16 protein-coding genes and 1 other annotated feature (1 of these 17 cut by a window edge) are annotated in these 15,403 nt (G+C 51.6%); of the genes, 13 read left to right on the top strand and 3 right to left on the bottom strand.

All coding sequences use genetic code 11. From position 1 onward, the window contains the following. Window positions 1–62, top strand: a binding site (T-box leader); it begins 154 nt to the left of the window's first position. Window positions 63–197: 135 nt separating this feature from the next. From HMPREF1250_RS05910 to HMPREF1250_RS05850, 13 genes are all read left to right on the top strand, one after another. Then, window positions 198–1,643: a sodium:solute symporter family protein gene (locus HMPREF1250_RS05910; RefSeq protein ID WP_023053727.1), complete on the top strand. Its 1,446-nt coding sequence runs from the start codon at window positions 198–200 to the stop codon at window positions 1,641–1,643. Between the two features lie 133 nt (window positions 1,644–1,776). Beyond that, complete coding sequence (locus HMPREF1250_RS05905) at window positions 1,777–3,516, top strand: B12-binding domain-containing radical SAM protein (protein ID WP_023053738.1); 1,740 nt, start codon at window positions 1,777–1,779, stop codon at window positions 3,514–3,516. Next, window positions 3,506–4,336, top strand: coding sequence for a peptidoglycan editing factor PgeF (gene pgeF / locus HMPREF1250_RS05900; protein WP_051356071.1), 831 nt, complete (start codon window positions 3,506–3,508; stop codon window positions 4,334–4,336). The genes HMPREF1250_RS05905 and pgeF overlap by 11 nt, the downstream gene beginning before the upstream one ends. 80 nt (window positions 4,337–4,416) lie before the next feature. Next, entirely contained in the window at window positions 4,417–5,100 is a 684-nt protein-coding gene (locus tag HMPREF1250_RS05895; RefSeq protein ID WP_023053721.1) for a YggS family pyridoxal phosphate-dependent enzyme, read from the top strand. A 13-nt stretch (window positions 5,101–5,113) separates the two neighbouring features. After that, entirely contained in the window at window positions 5,114–5,599 is a 486-nt protein-coding gene (locus HMPREF1250_RS05890; protein ID WP_023053722.1) for a cell division protein SepF, read from the top strand. Between the two features lie 10 nt (window positions 5,600–5,609). Beyond that, window positions 5,610–6,395: an RNA-binding protein gene (locus HMPREF1250_RS05885; protein WP_023053724.1), complete on the top strand. Its 786-nt coding sequence runs from the start codon at window positions 5,610–5,612 to the stop codon at window positions 6,393–6,395. 46 nt (window positions 6,396–6,441) lie between these two features. Beyond that, window positions 6,442–6,945 carry a DivIVA domain-containing protein gene (locus HMPREF1250_RS05880; protein ID WP_023053740.1) on the top strand — a complete coding sequence of 168 codons (504 nt, stop codon included), beginning with the start codon at window positions 6,442–6,444 and terminating at the stop codon, window positions 6,943–6,945. A gap of 94 nt (window positions 6,946–7,039) precedes the next feature. Then, window positions 7,040–7,426: a hypothetical protein gene (locus tag HMPREF1250_RS05875; protein WP_155914501.1), complete on the top strand. Its 387-nt coding sequence runs from the start codon at window positions 7,040–7,042 to the stop codon at window positions 7,424–7,426. Next, on the top strand, window positions 7,423–8,235 hold the full coding sequence (locus tag HMPREF1250_RS05870; RefSeq protein WP_023053719.1) for a Cof-type HAD-IIB family hydrolase: 813 nt from the start codon (window positions 7,423–7,425) through the stop codon (window positions 8,233–8,235). Before HMPREF1250_RS05875 ends, HMPREF1250_RS05870 begins: the two co-directional genes overlap by 4 nt. A 12-nt stretch (window positions 8,236–8,247) precedes the next feature. Continuing rightward, entirely contained in the window at window positions 8,248–9,150 is a 903-nt protein-coding gene (gene rapZ / locus HMPREF1250_RS05865) for an RNase adapter RapZ (RefSeq protein WP_023053735.1), read from the top strand. A gap of 14 nt (window positions 9,151–9,164) precedes the next feature. Continuing rightward, on the top strand, window positions 9,165–10,508 hold the full coding sequence (locus HMPREF1250_RS05860; protein ID WP_023053723.1) for a gluconeogenesis factor YvcK family protein: 1,344 nt from the start codon (window positions 9,165–9,167) through the stop codon (window positions 10,506–10,508). Between the two features lie 15 nt (window positions 10,509–10,523). Continuing rightward, window positions 10,524–11,441 (top strand): DNA-binding protein WhiA, encoded by a 918-nt coding sequence (gene whiA, locus HMPREF1250_RS05855; protein WP_036242843.1) that lies wholly within the window; start codon window positions 10,524–10,526, stop codon window positions 11,439–11,441. Window positions 11,442–11,444: 3 nt separating this feature from the next. After that, window positions 11,445–12,698, top strand: coding sequence for a hypothetical protein (locus HMPREF1250_RS05850; RefSeq protein WP_023053716.1), 1,254 nt, complete (start codon window positions 11,445–11,447; stop codon window positions 12,696–12,698). A gap of 128 nt (window positions 12,699–12,826) precedes the next feature. On the opposite strand, the gene HMPREF1250_RS05845 is transcribed toward HMPREF1250_RS05850, so the two are convergent. Genes HMPREF1250_RS05845 through HMPREF1250_RS05835 form a run of 3 tightly spaced genes read right to left on the bottom strand, consistent with a single transcriptional unit; the run spans window position 12,827 to window position 15,047 of the window. Continuing rightward, window positions 12,827–13,618 (bottom strand): basic amino acid ABC transporter substrate-binding protein, encoded by a 792-nt coding sequence (locus HMPREF1250_RS05845; RefSeq protein ID WP_023053737.1) that lies wholly within the window; start codon window positions 13,616–13,618, stop codon window positions 12,827–12,829. A 13-nt stretch (window positions 13,619–13,631) separates the two neighbouring features. Beyond that, window positions 13,632–14,267, bottom strand: coding sequence for an HAD family hydrolase (locus HMPREF1250_RS05840; RefSeq protein ID WP_023053729.1), 636 nt, complete (start codon window positions 14,265–14,267; stop codon window positions 13,632–13,634). Then, window positions 14,268–15,047 carry a basic amino acid ABC transporter substrate-binding protein gene (locus tag HMPREF1250_RS05835; RefSeq protein WP_023053734.1) on the bottom strand — a complete coding sequence of 260 codons (780 nt, stop codon included), beginning with the start codon at window positions 15,045–15,047 and terminating at the stop codon, window positions 14,268–14,270. Between the last annotated feature and the right edge of the window lie 356 nt (window positions 15,048–15,403).

The following is a 15,403-nucleotide window of genomic DNA, read 5'->3' as shown; positions in this document are numbered from 1 at the left end:
GGCTATGAGTTGATCTGATTCGAGATTATTAGGGTGGTACCGCGGAGATTTCCGTCCCTTGCGGACCGCCCTTTTTGTATCTCTTCATCGGGTAATCAGGGTGGTACCGCGTGTTTGACGTCCCTCATGAAGGGGCGTTTTTTTAGTATACAGTTAAACACGATATAAAGAGACTGCATAACAAGGGGGATGTTGACATGGAGAATGCATGGATTGAAATGGTAATTATCGGCGCTTATATTGGCGTGTTGTTTCTCATCAGCTGGTACGTCAAACAACGAGCGGCCGGTTCAACGGAAAATTATGTGTTGGCAGGACGTCGTTTGACGACGCCGCTGATCACGGTTTCCATCGTCGGCCTTGCTGTCGGCGGCGCTTCGACGATCGGCGTTGCCGAACAGGCTTATAAAGTAGGCCTTTCCGCCGGCTGGTATACGGCGGCATGGGGGATCGGCGCGATCGTTACGGGGCTTACGGTAGCGAAAAAATATCGCAATATGCACATGACGACGATTCCTGAGATAATGGAACGTTACTATGATCGGAAAAGCATGATTGCCGGTATTGTCTGCCAGATCTTGGTGCAGCTGGTCGTCATGAGTCTCCAGTATGTAGCGGGCGGCGCCATTTTAGCGGCCTTAATGCCGCAAATCTTTACGCCTGTAACGGGCATGTTGACAAGCGCCGTCGTTTTTATCGGGATCACCTTGATCGGCGGTATGTGGTCCGCCAGTCAATCGAATTTGCTTAATGTCACGCTTCAGTATATGGGGATTACGGTTGCCGCGTTCCTGATCCTTTCGCTCGCCGGTGGGATTGAAACGGTGCAGCTGAATCTGCCGTCGGCAACGGCGTTCGATTTTGTCGGCGGCGTAGGCGTCATGACAATCGTTACGTGGATCGTTGTCCTGGTTACTGTCAATCTTTCCTTGCAGGCGATCATTCAGATTTCGCTTGGCGCCAAAGATGTGCGGACGGCACGCAGAGGGTTCGTTATCGGCGGCCTGGTAATGCTTCCTGTCGGTTTTTTCAGTGCCTTTCTCGGCGTTGTTGCCGCCGAACTGTATCCGCATATTTCAGCGATGACGGCATTGCCGAAGCTGATCATGGAACTGAATCCGTGGATTGCCGGCGTTACCTTGGCGTCCCTTTGGGCCGCCGATGTCAGCACGGCGTGCAACCTGCTGCTTTCTGCCGCTACCTTGTATTCTCATGATATTCATAAACGGTTTATCAATCCTTCCATGACGGATGGGCAGTATATGCGCGTGACACGGGCTTCCGTTCTGCTCCTCGGGCTCCTGACGCTAGGCTTTGCGCTGACGATCAGCGGCATTATTTCGACCTTGATGGCAGGACTCAGCCTGATGGCGTCTTTCAGCGTAATTGTGCTGATGACGATGTACGCGCCGAAATATTGTTCGCGGCACGCGGCTTTTTATACGATTGTCACCTCCGTTGTCGTTCTGGCAGCCTGGATGGCATTTCCTGCCGTACGGATTCTGCCGCATGTCATTTATGCAGAATGGCTTGCCTGCGGCAGCGTCTTTATCGGTATCAGTGCATGCAGCCAGCGAGCCATCAAAGGAGATGCGCCGGAGCTGGACGTTGAGGCTGTGGAAATGACGCCGGCACAACATTAACGCATCAGTTGTCTTTTTCGGGACTCCCATTGCCAACGGCGGTGGGGGTCCTCTTTCTGCAATGACGGATATAGGCCTTTTGGGACAAATATGATACAATAATAGTCATCAATTTACGTCAGGAGGGTAACGGATGAGCTGGGAAATAGAAAAGATACTGCAAAACGTATTGGCAAGCGAAAGCGGTTATTATCGCTATCCCTTCGGCTCGCGCCATACGATGGCGATCTGCTACCCGAACACGTATCACGTGGCGATGAGCAATTTAGGCATGCAGATCATTTATCGCCAAGTTAATGAACGCAGTGACTGGCAGTGTGAACGGGCCTTTCTTCCGGATGCCGAGCTGGAAAAGCTGTACAGCAAAGTGCATACGCCGCTGTTGACGTTGGAAAATCAGCGGCCCCTTTGCGACTTTGAAATCGTCGGCTTTTCCGTCAGTTTCGAAATGGATTATTTTCATGTGCCGGAAATTTTGGAACGCGGCAGGATAACGGTGTTGGCCAAAGAACGCGGAGACGCGGAGCCTCTCGTCGTTATGGGCGGACCTGTCGCTTTTTTTAATCCCGAACCGCTGACCCCCTTTGTCGATGTCTGCATCGTCGGGGAAGGAGAAGGGGCGATTCATGCGTTGCTTACGGCCTATCAAGACGGCCGTGCAGCGGGGCTCAGTCGGCAGGAACTGTTGTTGTCCATTGCCCGGATACCGGGAATGTATGTGCCGTCTTTATATGAACACGTGTATGACGGCGCTGGAAACTTGACAGAAATTAAACGGCGCGGAAACGCGCCGTCCAAAGTGGAAAGGCAATGGCAGGAGCTGACGGAACCGGGGGAAACGGTGGTGACAACACCGCATACGGAATTCGGGTCCATGTATCTCGTCGAGATAGCCCGCGGCTGCGGCAGGCATTGCCGGTTCTGTATGGCAGGGTATTGTTATCGGAAACCGCGCGTGCGGTCGTTGCAGTATGTTAAGGAAGCCGTCCTGCGGGGTAAGAAAAGGGGGAAGAAGATCGGACTTATGGGAGCCGCCATTTCCGATTATCCCGACATCGATGAACTGGTGCGGTTTATCCGCAGTGAAGGCTTGGCATTTTCCTGTGCGTCCCTGCGCGCCGATTCGATTACGCCGACGCTTGTCAGGGGACTGGCCGAAAGCGGTCAAAAGACGATTACACTGGCACCGGAAGCGGGCAGCGTTCGCATGCGGCAAGTTATCAACAAGGGAATAACGGAAGAACACCTCATGACGTCCATCGATTTGGCGACTGCCGCCGGTATTCGTCACGTCCGGCTGTATATCATGATCGGGCTGCCGCTGGAAGCGGATGAAGATATTCTGGGAATCATCGAAATGACACGGCACGTGCAGCTGCATATGGCGTCTATCGGCAACCGCGGCAAGATTACGCTGAGCATTAATCCTTTCATACCGAAGCCTTGTACGCCTTTCCAATGGATGGCCATGACTGATAAAAAAGTTGTGGAAAGACGACTGACGTATATCAAACAGGCATTTAAAAAGGACAGGCAGATTGAGATTCTTGATGAACCGTTGCGGCAGTGCTATATTCAAGGCGTCTTGTCGCGCGGTGATCGTCGTGTCGGCGAGCTCCTGGTATTGGCGCATCGGTACGGCGGCGTTAAAGGCTGGAAGCGGGCGGCGAAAGAGCTTCATTTCGATGCGGACGCCTTTGTCTGTAAAGCGCGGCGTCCCGGCGAGATTCTGCCGTGGTCCGTTCTCGATATGGGACTTGCCGACAACTATTTGGAACAGGAACTGACCCGCTCGGCGCAAGGCGTTTATACGCGGCCCTGCTTTGCCGGCTGCCGGCGGTGTCATGTTTGCGGAGCGGCGCATGAGCATTGAATGGATTGAAAGAGACGGACTGGCTTGGGAACGGAGCGGACTGCTTGCTGCAGCCGGCCTTTGCCACGGTGTCATGAGCCGCAAAGGCGGCGTCAGCAAAGCTCCCTATGACAGCCTTAATCTCTCTTTTGACGTCGGCGACAGTCCGCTGGCTGTCTTGGAAAATCGCCGCCGCTTCTGTCGGTGTACCGGCTGCGATCTGAGACGGTTGACAACGGTACGGCAGGCGCATGGTGATCATGTCGTCTCTGTCGGCCGGTCTGAGATCGGCAACGGCGCCGGCGGCTATGCCGCCGGGTTGGTTCACGCCGATGCGCTGATCACCGCACTTCGGGACGTGCCGCTTTTAGTGACGGCTGCCGATTGCCTGCCCGTCATCCTGTATGATCCGATACGGCGCGTTACGGCTGCCATTCATATCGGCTGGCAGGGAACGGTCGGCAAGTTGGCGCTGAAGACGCTGTTGGCGATGGAACTTGCTTACGGATCGTCGCCGCAGGATATGTTGGCCTATATCGGGCCTTTTGCCGGCGCCGCACATTTCGCGGTGAGTCGCACGATTGCGGCTGCCGTCGCCGCGTTGGGAACGGCATACGGACAGACCGTCGTCAAAGAGGGTGGACAGTACTTTCTTGACTTGCAGCGAGCCAATTACTTGCTCCTGTTGGAGGGAGGCGTACGGGCGGCTTGCATAGAAGTTTCAGCGAGCAGTACCTATGAAGCGGCGGAACGGTTTTATTCGTATCGCCGTGACTGTGGCAGGACCGGCAGATTCGGAATCTTTTCCGTGTTAAAAAGCGCGAAACAGGACTTTTTTTGAAAAATTACTAGCATTTATATAGGTAAATATATATAATGAATACGTATAGGTAATTAAACTCCATGACGGGGGGATTTTGGTTGATCAGTGAAAATATACGAACGATAAGGGAGAGAATCGAAGCGGCCGCCGCCAGGTCCGGCAGGACAGATCCCGTTACCTTGGTTGCCGTGACGAAGAACCATCCTGTTGATGCCGTACGGGAGGCGGCCGCTGCCGGGATTACCGATGTCGGTGAAAATCGGGTTCAGGAAGCGCAGGAAAAGATGGCAGCCTTTCCCGACAGCGGTCTCCGGTGGCATTTGATCGGTCATTTGCAGACGAACAAGGTAAAGCACGCCGTCGGCGTTTTTGCGCTTATTCATTCTGTTGATTCCCGGCATTTGCTGGAAGCTGTTGAACGGGAGGCGGCGAAACGAAACGTCATACAGCCGATTCTGCTGCAAGTCAATGTAGCGCGTGAAGAGAGTAAATTCGGCATGACTGTCGAAGACTTTCCGTCTTTTTGCGAGTATGCCGCCAAGTTAGCTCACGTTCGGGTCGAAGGATTGATGTGTATTGCTCCTGAGTTCGAAAACGTAGAAGAGGTGCGCCCCATCTTTCGCATTGCTCATGCCCTGTATGAAGAGATGAAATCAACCTTTCCTGATGGTCAAGTCCGCTACGTATCTATGGGCATGACACATGATTTTGAAATAGCAATCGAAGAAGGTGCCAATATAGTGCGTGTCGGAACGGCTATATTCGGACCGCGTAATTATTGAGGAGGATTTAGCCATGGGAGTAAAGAATTTGTGGAATAAGCTGGTAGGCAACATCGGCGGGTTTGAGGAAGACGACGAATTTGAAACGGACGAACAGGAATTTGCCGAAGCTGAAGAGGAACAGGCCGCACCGCGGCATAATGTCGCGCCGCCGCGCCGCCCGGCATTGGGCGCTGCGCAGCCTGAGCGACCGATGAAGATGATGATCGTTGAACCGGAAACGTTTGATGATTCACAGAGCATTGCCGATTATCTCCGTGACCGCAAGCCGGTTGTCATCAATTTTGAATCGACCGATGCCGATGTATCCAAGCGTGTCGTTGATTTTATCAGCGGCGCCACGTATGCTTTGGACGGCAACATTCAAAAAGTGGGAAAAGATATTTTCCTTTGCGTTCCCAGCAATGTGACCGTTGATCGCAATAAGCGGGATTATGCGGATTTTACCCAGCTTGCCTGGAAGAATACGGCTCCTTCCGACAATCTCAACGAACACTGAGGAGTGCGGTGTGAAAAACAGAGAACAGATTATCCGCTATTATCAGGGCGGCGATAACGGTGAATTGGCGGCGCGGCTGATTGATTTGGCCGATAACGCGGCGAAAGGCCGTCCGTATGCGGTGAGCGGATTTGTTTCTCCGGGCGCCGTGCAGATTGGCGAGACGATCGAGTCCCATGCCGCTTCGTTGAGGCTGCGGACGAGCGGCGGGTATGAAGGCGCCGAACGCGTCAGACTTGCTTTTGTCCGTCGTGATTATGACGGCCCCGTCGATTTTTCCATTACCGCCTGTCGTGTGACCTGGGATGCCCGTTACCGGCTTCTCGGTCATCGCGACGTGTTGGGGGCACTCATGGGATTGGGCGTCGACAGAAATCGCTTCGGTGATATCCTCATGCGGGAAGACGGCGCCGTTATCCTGGCGGAAACATCGTTGCTGCCGTATTTGCAACAATCTTTTACAAAGATTGCCATGGTTTCCGTTGCCGTGGAAGAAACGGCCCTGACGGAAATTGCGCCGCAGGCGGAGAAAATAAAAGAAATAAAGACGACTGTCGCGTCGCTCCGTCTTGATGCCGTGGCCTCATCCGGTTTTGGACTTTCCCGGACCAAAGCGGCGGAAGCGATCAAAGGGGAACGCGTTCAGGTCAATTGGCAACCCGTCAAGAGTCCGTCCCGCGATGTAAAGGTCGGCGATATGATTTCGCTGCGCGGCAAGGGGCGGATGGAAATCGCGGCCATTACCGGTACGTCGCGTAAAGGCCGCATCGGCGTGTTGTTGAAACGATACCTGTAATCGTGTATAATAAAGCGATATACCGGTTTTGAAAGGAGTTTTCTATATGCTGACACCAATGGATATACACAATAAAGAGTTCAAAAAGGGGATGCGCGGTTATAATACGGAAGACGTTGATTCTTTTTTGGACGGATTGGCCGCGGATTATGAAAAAGTATATCGTGAATACAGTGAATTAAAAGATCGTTGCGAAAAAATACAGGATAAACTGGCACAGTACGAAAAAATCGAAGCGACGATGAACAGTACCCTGATGTTGGCGCAGGAAACAGCTGAAAATGTCAAGGTTTCCGCTCGCAAAGAAGCGGATCTGATCATTCAGGAAGCGGAAAACCAGAAGAAGCAAATGCTCAGTGAAACTTCGCTGAACATGTCGACGGCACAGCAGGATATGGATAAGCTGAAAGCGCAGACTAATGCGTTTCGCGCCAAGTGCCGCGCTCTTCTTACGAGCCAACTCCGCCTGCTTGATGATATGGCTTTGGATGAGGCGAACGATGCCGGTGCGGCGGAACCTGTGGAGCTTGCAGAAAATAAGCAAGAGTGATCGGGAAAGTAAATAATGAGGTGGAAGATATGCTCTCTTTCGGGATATGATACTGTTGTCGCCGTCAGAGAGTATATTTAATTTGCTGGAGGACATGATGAAACGTACCTTAGGACTATTGCTTATGCTGACGGCAGCCGTGACTTTTTCCGCCGGCGCTTACAATCCTTATGCGCCAAATCCCTTTGACACGATGGATCGAAGCAGTTGGGAATTTGTTTATTTGGAAGCTTTGACGGAAAAAGGCCTGACTGGCGTCGACAAGAGCCGGTTCTCACCGGACTATTCGCTGACTCGTTACGAGATGGCGCAGATGGTGGAGACGGCCTGGCGGAACCGGCAGCTGGCGGCGACGGCCGATCAGGAAAAAATAACGAAACTGCGGCAGGCATTCCGTCGCGAATTGCCGGAACGTGCAGATGACGATGATACCGGGAAAGATGCTAAAACGTATGATTGGCGTTCAGGAGAGATACGATGACCGATCAATATCCAGATATCAGGCTGGTGGCGATTGATTTAGACGATACGCTGCTCCGTGACGATCACACCGTTTCCGCGCGGACACTGCGCGTGCTTGAAGCGGTCCGAGCCAAAGGGATTCATGTCGTTATTGCGACGGGCCGCATGTATGCGACTGCCGCTCCCTATGCCAGATTACTCCGGTTGGGAAACGTGCCGCTGATGCTTTTTTCGGGGTCCCTGATCCAGCGCGCTGAATCGAAAGAGATTCTATATCAAAAGGCGATCCCTAGGGACGCGGCACGGCGGCTCCTGCAGTTGGCGAAGAAAAGAAATTGGACGATGCAGTCGTATATTCATGACGTTCTGCGTGTTGCGGCATATACGGACGCGGTGCGGGATTACGAACGGTCGACGGGAGCGGCGGCAGTAGTTTGCGGCGATGATTTCTATGAACCTGTCGGGGATCCGGACAAGCTTCTTTCCTTCGGCACGCCGGAAGAATTAGCGGCAGAAACGGAAGAAATTAAAGCGACGATGGGAAACAGCTTCAACTTGATGCGTTCCAAGCCAACTTATTTGGAAATCGTTTCCCCCGGCGTCTCTAAAGGGGACGGCTTGCAAAAACTTTGCCGTCTCTACAACATCCCGTTAGCCGGCACCATGGCTTTCGGGAATTCACAGAACGATTTGGCAATGCTCCGTGCCGCCGGTTTTTCCGTTGCCGTCGCCAATGGCGATGATAATGTGCGGGCTGCGGCAATGTACGTTACGGTTTCCAATAATGAAGACGGCGTGGCGGCGGCGTTGGAAAGATTTATTCTTTAAGGGGGAGATGGAATGGATACGTTTCATTTAATTATCGTGACGGGCATGTCCGGCGCCGGTAAAAGCCAGGCTGTGCAGGCGTTGGAAGATATGGGATATTTTTGTATCGACAACATACCGCCCGTATTGATTCCTAAATTTGCCGAGCTTTGCATTAAAGGCGGTGAACGGGTTCGGCACGTCGCGTTGATTGCCGATATTCGTGGCGGCGAATTTTTTGATGCCATGACCCAGTCTTTGCATGAATTGGAGGAACAGTGTGTTTCCTATGAAATCCTTTTCATGGAGGCGTCGGACCGGACGCTGATCAACCGCTATAAAGAGACGCGGCGCATGCATCCGCTGGCGCCGCACGGACGTATCAGTCAAGGCATTGCGGCGGAACGGGCGCGCCTTGCCGACTTGCGCCGTCATGCAAACTTCGTCATCGACACGACCGATATGAAGCCAAAAAAGCTGAAAGATATATTGATCAAAAAGTATGCTCTCAATACGACCAAGAAAAGTCTTGCCGTTACCGTCGTTTCTTTCGGGTTTAAACATGGAATGCCTCTCGATGCCGATATCGTCGAAGATGTCCGCTTTCTGCCGAATCCGTTTTATGTCGAAGAATATCGGCACAAATCGGGACGCGTGCCGGCTGTACGGAATTATGTCGAAAGCTTCCCCGTTACGGAGACGTATAAAGAAAAGTGGTTCGGCATGATCGATTTTCTTTTGCCGAATTACGAAAGAGAAGGCAAGAGCCAGCTCGTCATTGCCGTCGGATGTACAGGCGGCATGCATCGTAGCGTCTGCATTGCCGAAGCCCTGTATAAGCATTTGAAGGAGTGCGGCGTCGACGTCAATATTGAGCATCGCGATCTGAATAAGAACGAAGTTGAAGAAGATGCGCCGGGGTATGAAGGAGAATAACGGAGGAAAACGGAATGCGATTGTTTAAATGGCTCCATCCGGGACTGCATGTAAAACGGTGGCTTTTTCTTTTCGGTCTCGGCATGATGGCAACGAGTTTCGGTTTGGTGCTGACCTTTAATTACCAATGGCTCGGCGCCGTTGAGGAATGGACTTTCCGCATGTTGTATGAGGCGACGGGCCATTACAATTATACGGTGCTGGCAAGTCTCGGCGTCGCGATCATCCTTTGCGGCATGGCGATCATGGCCTGGTCTACGCGCCGCCTGATCCGGACGATGATCGGTGTCGTCTTGCCGACGGAATCCGGCAATCTCAGTGAATTGATTCTTTCCAATATGAAACTGACGAAGGGACCGAAGGTCGTCGTTATCGGCGGCGGCACCGGTCTTTCCGTCATGCTCAGAGGCCTGAAAAACAAGACGTATAATCTGACTGCCGTCGTTACAGTCGCCGACGACGGCGGTTCATCAGGCAGGATTCGCGAAGAATTGGATATCATTGCGCCCGGTGATCTGCGTAACTGCTTGGTCGCGATGGCTGATAAAGAAGGGCTCATGGAGAAATTATTCGCCCATCGTTTCGGCGGATCGGGAGAATTGACGGGACACAGTTTCGGGAATCTTTTCATCGCCGCCTTGATTGAAGTTCTCGGCGATGTGGAAGGCGCTATGAATGCGACCAGCAAGGTACTCAAGGTGCGCGGTAAAGTAGTGCCGTCTTCAATGGACAATATTCTGTTGACGGCAGAAATGACAGACGGGACGGTCGTGCAGGGCGAGTCGCAAATTCCGGCGGCGCGTAATAAAATCAAACGGGTTTTTATCACGCCGGAACGACCTCGTGCCGTTCAGTCGGCAGTTGACGCCATTCGCGATGCCGAGGCTATTGTCCTTGGACCGGGAAGCTTGTACACCAGTATTATGCCGAACCTTCTGGTTCCGGATATTGCCGCTGCCGTGCGCGAAAGCAAGGCGAAAAAAATTTATATTTGCAATGTCATGACACAGCCGGGAGAAACGGACGGATATAGCGTTTCCGATCATGTTAGGGCGATCAACAAGCATGCCGGCGCCGAGATTATCGATTTCGTTCTGGCGAATGACGGTGATATCGATACGGCAATACTGCAAAAATATGCGGCCTTGGGAGCGCAGCCTGTGCGGATAGACAGGAAGGAAGCGGGAGAAAGTGGTGCCGTCATCATTCGCGCTGATCTGGTCGACAAGGAGAAGGGCGTTATTCACGATACGAAACGGTTGGCTGATGTGTTGTTTGATCTGATCAATGCTGTACGTACCGATTTGTCGCCGGAAATTCTGCACTATTATTTAAAGCGCTACGCCATAAAACGATAGTAAGGGGGCGTAATGATGTCTTTTGCAGAAGATGTGAAAAATGAAATTGCCCATTATGCGGCGGAAGATGCTGAATGCCGCAAGGCGGAAATGGCGGCGTTGTTCTGCATGGGCGGCTCTTTGCTGTCGGGAAAGGACGGTCATGTCGGCATCGAATTCAGCACGGCGAATAATGCCGTGGCGAGAAAGACCTTGTCCATGTGGAGAGAGTCTTTTTCCTTGCGTCCCGAAGTGCGTGTACGCCAGGGGCTGAAATTGCGGAAAAAAAATTATTACATCGTCCGCGTTCACCCATCCGCTGAAGGAACGGCAGCGTTGCGGGCACTCTCCCTTTATCCGCAACTGACGTCATTTGCAACGCTGAATCTCAAAAAGAGCGGCTGCAGTCGTGCTTTTTTGCGCGGTGCGTTTATGGGCGGCGGTTCCGTCAATCAGCCGAAAGTTGATTACCATTTGGAACTGATGACGAAGCATCTCTCGTTTGCCGAACGCCTTTTAAAGATCATGAAGCGGTTTCATTTACCGGCAAAGATGACGGACAGAAAGGGAGAGTATTTAGTATATATCAAAGAAGGAGACGGCGTTTCCGATTTTCTTCACTATATCGGCGCCAATCAGGCGTATTTGAAATTCGAGAGTGTGCGCGTTATGAAAAATATGCGAAATAATATCAATCGCGTCGTCAATTGCGAGACTGCGAACTTGCAGAAAGTGGTAAATGCTGCCGTTCAGCAGCGCGATGATATTCGCAGGATACAGGCGTCCGGCCGCTTCGGAGATTTGCCGTCGCGTTTGCAGGAGACGGCAGAGTTACGGCTGAGAAATCCGGAGGCCTCTCTCGGTGATTTGGCAGTCCTTTCGGGGGTGACAAAATCCGGGTTGGCTCACCGGTTTAAAAAATTATCGGAAATTGCGAAACATTTGGAAGGATAAGAAATGATACATGTATATGCATGTTGTAAACATCTGATTTGTGTGTTGGCCATGTTGTCGGGAGTGACGCTGGCATCTGCATTCGAACCGGGCCTGAACACGCCGGAAGTCATGCAGAAAATCGTTACGGCTGCAATGACGCCGCTGGCTGTTTCCGTTCCCGCCGATAAGGGCACCTTGCTTTTTTCCGACAGCCCGGAATATGCGGAGCAGAGCGGTATCCTATACGGCGATGAGGTTTCCGGCTCAGTTCGCGTCTATTTCTATCACGTTAATGAAAGCAGCGGAGTTAAAAAAATCGTCGTTGTCGGAGAAAACCGCGGCGATCATGATGTTCGCGCTGTCGTCACTAAATATCAATATTCCAAACCCAGCGCATCGTATTATCATGTCGGCAAAGATCTTTCAACTGCTTACTATGAAGGAACCAGCGGTGTCCGTGCCGTTATGGTGCCGGCGCATGGCGCGGCGATATTGGGCGACCGTCTCGATAACGTGCGGATCTGGTCGGGTCAACTCTTTTCCGGCATTGTCGATTTGGAACTGGAGTCGCCGCTAGTCATTTCAACGGTGATGCTTCCGGCTGACGCTGACACACTGTCTTACCTGAAGCGGGCAGTCGTTCTGCCCAGTGACGCGGCGAAACTTCGCGGTACCTTTACCGGAAAAGATCGGGCGCTGCATCTGCTCGCCCCGTACAGGCCGAAGGAGGGAATCGGCTATATAAAAATTGGCGATGGCGCAGAAGATGCGTTTCTTCAGGGAACCGACGTACTTGACCGGCGGCGCTCCGAAGATACGGGGAACTACGGTGTCGATTATACGATTCAGGCCGCGACGAAAGGAAGCGGTCTCATTCATCTCTATTTTAATACGCAAGGCGGCGAATATTCCGGCGTTGTCGAAGTGCGCCGCCGCGATAAAGCGGGCAGGGAACTGACGAAAATCGTTGAATTGCCGCGCCAGGGGGACAGCATGGGCTATGACAATGCCTATGCTATGGAATATGTCGACTCGTTTCCGGCGGGTACGGAAACAACGCTGCATATTATGCCGCCCGGTGCAGCTAATTTGCCGGTCAGATTTATTTTTGTGCCTGATGGCACGGTGCGGCAGATCATTAAGGATGTAAAAGAAGAAGAGGCGCAGGGCCAAGGGCAGGAAACTACGCAGCCACCGAAAACGTCGGAGGATAAAAAGAATGCGGCGGCGTCAGGCTGGCAGACGATCAATTTACGAGAACGCCTCGGCCTGTAAGTCACTGCAGCCGGTTTATCCCTGGGCGCCGGAATCGGCGGTTTGTGCGCGGCGTAGAAAAGGGCGAGTTGATGACTGAAAAACATCCCTTCATTTTTTGAAAATGAAGGGATGTTTTTTATGGTTCATTATTGATCATCAGCTGACGGCGCCGTACCAAACCATTTTTGATAGAGTTTGGCATATGTCCCGTCTTTTTTCAGTTCTTGCAGGGCCTTATTGACTTTGTCCCGTAACTCCGGTTTATCTTTGCTGACAGCCATGGCGACACCGCGACCTTTAATCGGTTCACCGACGATCTTCAATTTGGCGCTGCCCCCTTGATTCAAGTAATACATGGCGACGGCGCTGTCAATGGATACGGCGTCACAGGTTCCGGCTTCAAGCTCCATCCAGCCCTGGCTGTTGGTGTCGAACTGCTTCAATGTGGCTCCGTGCTCGGCGGCATGATCGCCTGCCTTTGAGGCCACTTGTGCACCGACGGTCTTGCCGGCAAGGGAATCGAAGCCGGTAATATCCGTATTGTCATTACGTACGACGACGCTGTAGCCGCCGTGGAAGTAAACATCTGTAAAGTCGACTTGCTTCTTCCGTTCGTCAGTAGCATCCATGCCGGCGGCGATTAAATCGATCTGGCCGCTGCGCAGCGCCGGAATCAAGGCGTCGAAACCGAGATTTTTGACTTCCATCTTGTAGCCGATTTTGTCGCAAATAGCTTGCGTCAGATCAATATCAAAGCCGATATCTTTTTCATTTTCCGTAAATTCAAAGGGCGGGAATGTCGGTTCCGTACCGACGATGATCGTCTTGGTGTCCTTAGCGGCATCTGTTGATTTATTCGTGTCGGAAGTGCCGCAGCCGGCGAGAAGTGTGACGGCTGCCAGGGAAGCAACTAACATGGAAACGTATTTCTTTTTCATTGATAAATCCTCCTTAATCTAATTCAGCTAATGTTTTGATGATCTGCACATGAGGCCACGAAGCGAAGGCTTCGGCGCCGGTAACGCCTGTCAGTACGGCGGTAAAGTCTACTTGACCGTTTTTTGCCGTTTCGGCGTCAATGAGACTGTCTCCGATATAGAGAATCTCCTTATTCCGCAATGAATAGCGTTCTTTGATCTGATTCAAGCCTTGCGGAGATGGCTTGGCCTCGCTTACATCTTCCATACCGATGACGCAATCAATCAGGTTGGTGATATTGTCTTTCTGGAGCGTTTGATTGATACGCGCACGCGTTTTGGTAGAGACGATACCGATCAATACCTGCTTCTGCTTCAGGCGTCGCAAGCAGGGGATCGTTTCGGCGTATAAGCGAGTATTTGCTGTCATGTACTTATCGGAATAGCGGCGACGATAAAACTCGATGAGTTCATGAATCCTGCTGCTGTTCGTTTCTCCCGTCAGAATGGCCGTCGAATCGTACATCGTTTTGCCGATTGTGGCACGAATACGGTCTTTGCTCACCGGCGGATACCCTTCGTCGGCAAGCAGCATTTCGAAACACATGACGATGCCTTTTTCGGAATCGGCAAGGGTGTAGTCAAAGTCGAATACGTAAGCTTTATACATTTACGGGTTCTGCGGTTCTTTGCCGAACCATTTCATGTAAATCTTGGCATATGTTCCGTCGGCTTTCAAATCGGCAATCGCTTTGTTCACCTTTTCCAGCAGTTCGGGATGGTCTTTGCTGATTGCCAACCCCATACCCTCGGCCATGATTGGTTCGCCGACGATCTTCAGGTCATTGCTGCCGCCTTGTTTCAAATAATAAAGGGCGACAGAGTTATTGATGACGACGGCATCACAAGTACCGCCGGCCAGTTCCATCCAGCCTTGGCTGTTGGAGTCGAACTGTTTTACAGTGGCTCCCTTTTCCTGTGCATAATCAACCCCCTTGGTGCCGACTTGGGAGCCTACGGTACGGCCTGACAGATCATTAAAACCGTGAATATCCGTATTGTCTTTGCGAACGACTACGACATAACCGCCTTGGAAATACGGCGCCGTGAAAGAAACCTGTTTTTCCCGTTCCGGTGTGACATCCATACCGGAAGCGATCATATCGATCTGCCCGCTGCGCAGAGCCGGAATCAGGGCATCAAAGCCCATGCTTTTTACTTCCGCCTTCATGCCGATTTTCTCGGCAATGGCTTGAGAAAAATCAATATCGAAGCCCACATATTTGTCGTTTTCCGTAAATTCAAAAGGCGGGAATGTCGGCTCCAACCCGACGATAAGCGTGTTTTTTTCTTTATCTGCTGTTTTCTGATTATCTGAAGAACCGCAGCCCGATAAAGCTGTAACGGCGGCAAGCGATAATGCTGCTAAAGCCAATACTTTTTTGTTCATCATGCATCTCCTTTTTTTTAGGATAAATAACTTGTAAACTTTTTATAATTATACATACTTTTTTTTGTAAATACAAGAGGAAATTGCGATAATATGGAGAAAATTTATACTGTGTACACATGGAAATAAAAAAGGATAATTATAAATCATAATATATAAAGAACGGTTATTGTAGATTTGTCAAAGATATGTCGTACATTAGGGTGAAAAAGAACGCGGGACCCAGTATGTAAGGCTGGATGGGCCGCTGAGTGCGATACCGTAGCGGTGCGGTTGTGCTCCAAAGTGCGTGTCATCCGGGACCATTGGTGAAGGCCGTTTCGATATCGATATGCATTGCCTCTAAAAAGGGGCTA

It is taken from the genome of Megasphaera vaginalis (ex Srinivasan et al. 2021) (assembly GCF_000478965.1).
Taxonomy (GTDB): Bacteria; Bacillota; Negativicutes; order Veillonellales; family Megasphaeraceae; genus Megasphaera; species Megasphaera vaginalis.
Note: the sequence above shows the minus strand (reverse complement) of the source record. Positions and strands in the feature narration are given on the sequence as shown.

Excerpts from the sequence above, each read along its gene's own strand:
- HMPREF1250_RS05875 (WP_155914501.1), top strand. The coding sequence starts at position 7,040 with ATGATGAAACGTACCTTAGGACTATTGCTTATGCTGACGGCAGCCGTG.
- HMPREF1250_RS05845 (WP_023053737.1), bottom strand. The coding sequence starts at position 13,618 with ATGAAAAAGAAATACGTTTCCATGTTAGTTGCTTCCCTGGCAGCCGTC.
- HMPREF1250_RS05890 (WP_023053722.1), top strand. The coding sequence starts at position 5,114 with ATGGGAGTAAAGAATTTGTGGAATAAGCTGGTAGGCAACATCGGCGGG.
- HMPREF1250_RS05840 (WP_023053729.1), bottom strand. The coding sequence starts at position 14,267 with ATGTATAAAGCTTACGTATTCGACTTTGACTACACCCTTGCCGATTCC.
- HMPREF1250_RS05860 (WP_023053723.1), top strand. The coding sequence starts at position 9,165 with ATGCGATTGTTTAAATGGCTCCATCCGGGACTGCATGTAAAACGGTGG.
- HMPREF1250_RS05905 (WP_023053738.1), top strand. The coding sequence starts at position 1,777 with ATGAGCTGGGAAATAGAAAAGATACTGCAAAACGTATTGGCAAGCGAA.
- pgeF (WP_051356071.1), top strand. The coding sequence starts at position 3,506 with ATGAGCATTGAATGGATTGAAAGAGACGGACTGGCTTGGGAACGGAGC.
- HMPREF1250_RS05880 (WP_023053740.1), top strand. The coding sequence starts at position 6,442 with ATGCTGACACCAATGGATATACACAATAAAGAGTTCAAAAAGGGGATG.
- rapZ (WP_023053735.1), top strand. The coding sequence starts at position 8,248 with ATGGATACGTTTCATTTAATTATCGTGACGGGCATGTCCGGCGCCGGT.
- HMPREF1250_RS05910 (WP_023053727.1), top strand. The coding sequence starts at position 198 with ATGGAGAATGCATGGATTGAAATGGTAATTATCGGCGCTTATATTGGC.
- HMPREF1250_RS05870 (WP_023053719.1), top strand. The coding sequence starts at position 7,423 with ATGACCGATCAATATCCAGATATCAGGCTGGTGGCGATTGATTTAGAC.
- HMPREF1250_RS05835 (WP_023053734.1), bottom strand. The coding sequence starts at position 15,047 with ATGAACAAAAAAGTATTGGCTTTAGCAGCATTATCGCTTGCCGCCGTT.
- HMPREF1250_RS05850 (WP_023053716.1), top strand. The coding sequence starts at position 11,445 with ATGATACATGTATATGCATGTTGTAAACATCTGATTTGTGTGTTGGCC.
- whiA (WP_036242843.1), top strand. The coding sequence starts at position 10,524 with ATGTCTTTTGCAGAAGATGTGAAAAATGAAATTGCCCATTATGCGGCG.